We start from the raw sequence: 1,506 nt of genomic DNA on the forward strand, positions 1-1,506 counted from the left end.
CCTTCAACATCCAGTTCAGCTGTTTTTCTATGTCAGCTATAATGGGCGCTTGCTGATCGCAACTATTTTACAAGGTGCATTTTTTATATATTATTATATATAACAATCAATTAAATATACCCCTTAAGTTGACGCGATTGTCTGTTCCTGACACTGTTAAAAAATGAATTTTTTAAAGCTACTTTTTTCTTGATAAAAAAGTAGCCAAAAAATCAAGCGCTGATGAAAAAAGTTACTGTAAGCTTAGTTTACAGCTGGAAAAACAGGAACCTTTCTGCCATCCTTTCCGGCAACTGTTTTTCTTTTCATCTGTAAACTCCGCTTGCTGATCGTACTTTTTTCAAAAGGCGCGTTCTTTTCCTAGTATAAGCCATAGTGCTGAACGGAAACAATAGTAGTCTAAAAAACTTAATTTAATCTATAAAATTATATGCAACATTCCTATAAAGCCGTTTTATTTTATTTATCTGCATTATTAACTAATTCTAATTGTGGGTGCGGTGATAAGAAAAAAATCAATACAAAAAAACTTGAAAATAATGAGCATAATAGACCTGATCAGCATCCTTTGGTTAACCTAAAAGCAAGTAATGCTGATGAAAATAAAGATCAGATAGAAAATAAAGGGCAGCTTGATCTTGCCAAGCAGGCAGAAGCCACAGCAGATACAGCGGAGTCAGAAAAGGATAATCAATTAAACGAGATAAATTTTGAGGACAATGAACAGGAAGAAGAGGGTGCAGATAAGTTAGAAACAAATGATCTGAACAAGAATGGACTACAAGCAGTCAATCAAGATAATAGTACAATACCCAATCCGGATCACTCAGTAAATAATATAAAAAATCAAGAGAAAACAGTAGATGAAAGGATAAAAGAAGCATTGGGTAAAGTTGCTAGCGATGAAGAACAAATGGAAAATTTGATAGAGTATGACTTAAAAAATAACATAAAGGATCTAACAGCAAAAGACCGACAAGCATTAGCCAATTTTTTCGACCCTAATCAGCCTATTAACCAAAATTGTTACGACCCAGCGCTGGCTATATATTACATTACTAAATTTAAAGAGATGCGTAGTAGTTGTCTAAATCAGAGGAAAGATTTATGTAACAAGTTGACAAAGGAACAGAAAGAAAGCTTACTTGATCTGTATAATAAAAGGACAGGCAATACTGCGCTTGTATCGTTTATTCGCGATATCGCTCTGGAACCTGAACAGAAAAAGATAGAAAGAACTAACTATATTATAATGCGAGAGGTATTGCAGATCTATAATCAATATATGAATTATCGTGCCCGTTATATTCCAGATAACTTACTGGAAGGAGAATCTAGAGAAAAAAAGAAAGATAATATAACTACATTCTTTAAGTATAAGATAGACTCTTATGATAAAGAGATAGTAAAGCTAAAAGCTGAGTTAGATACGCTTGGTAAGAGATGAAAAATGTATCTGTTCATGCAATGTCGTCAACTTAAGGAATTTGTACCTGTTCAAGTCAG

Annotated in this window: 1 protein-coding gene; it reads left to right on the plus strand. The window is 33.4% G+C overall.

What is annotated here, in order from left to right; translation table 11 throughout:
* Positions 1-430: 430 nt before the first annotated feature.
* On the plus strand, positions 431-1,447 hold the full coding sequence (locus tag MUW73_RS01245; protein WP_243575177.1) for a hypothetical protein: 1,017 nt from the start codon (positions 431-433) through the stop codon (positions 1,445-1,447).
* The last annotated feature ends 59 nt before the right edge of the window (positions 1,448-1,506 follow it).

This window comes from Candidatus Cardinium sp. cByotN1, assembly GCF_022810525.1.
In the GTDB taxonomy this organism is placed as follows: Bacteria; Bacteroidota; Bacteroidia; order Cytophagales; family Amoebophilaceae; genus Cardinium.

What these genes read in the sequence shown, in the direction of transcription:
- MUW73_RS01245 (WP_243575177.1), top strand. Translation starts at nt 431, where the DNA reads ATGCAACATTCCTATAAAGCCGTTTTATTTTATTTATCTGCATTATTA.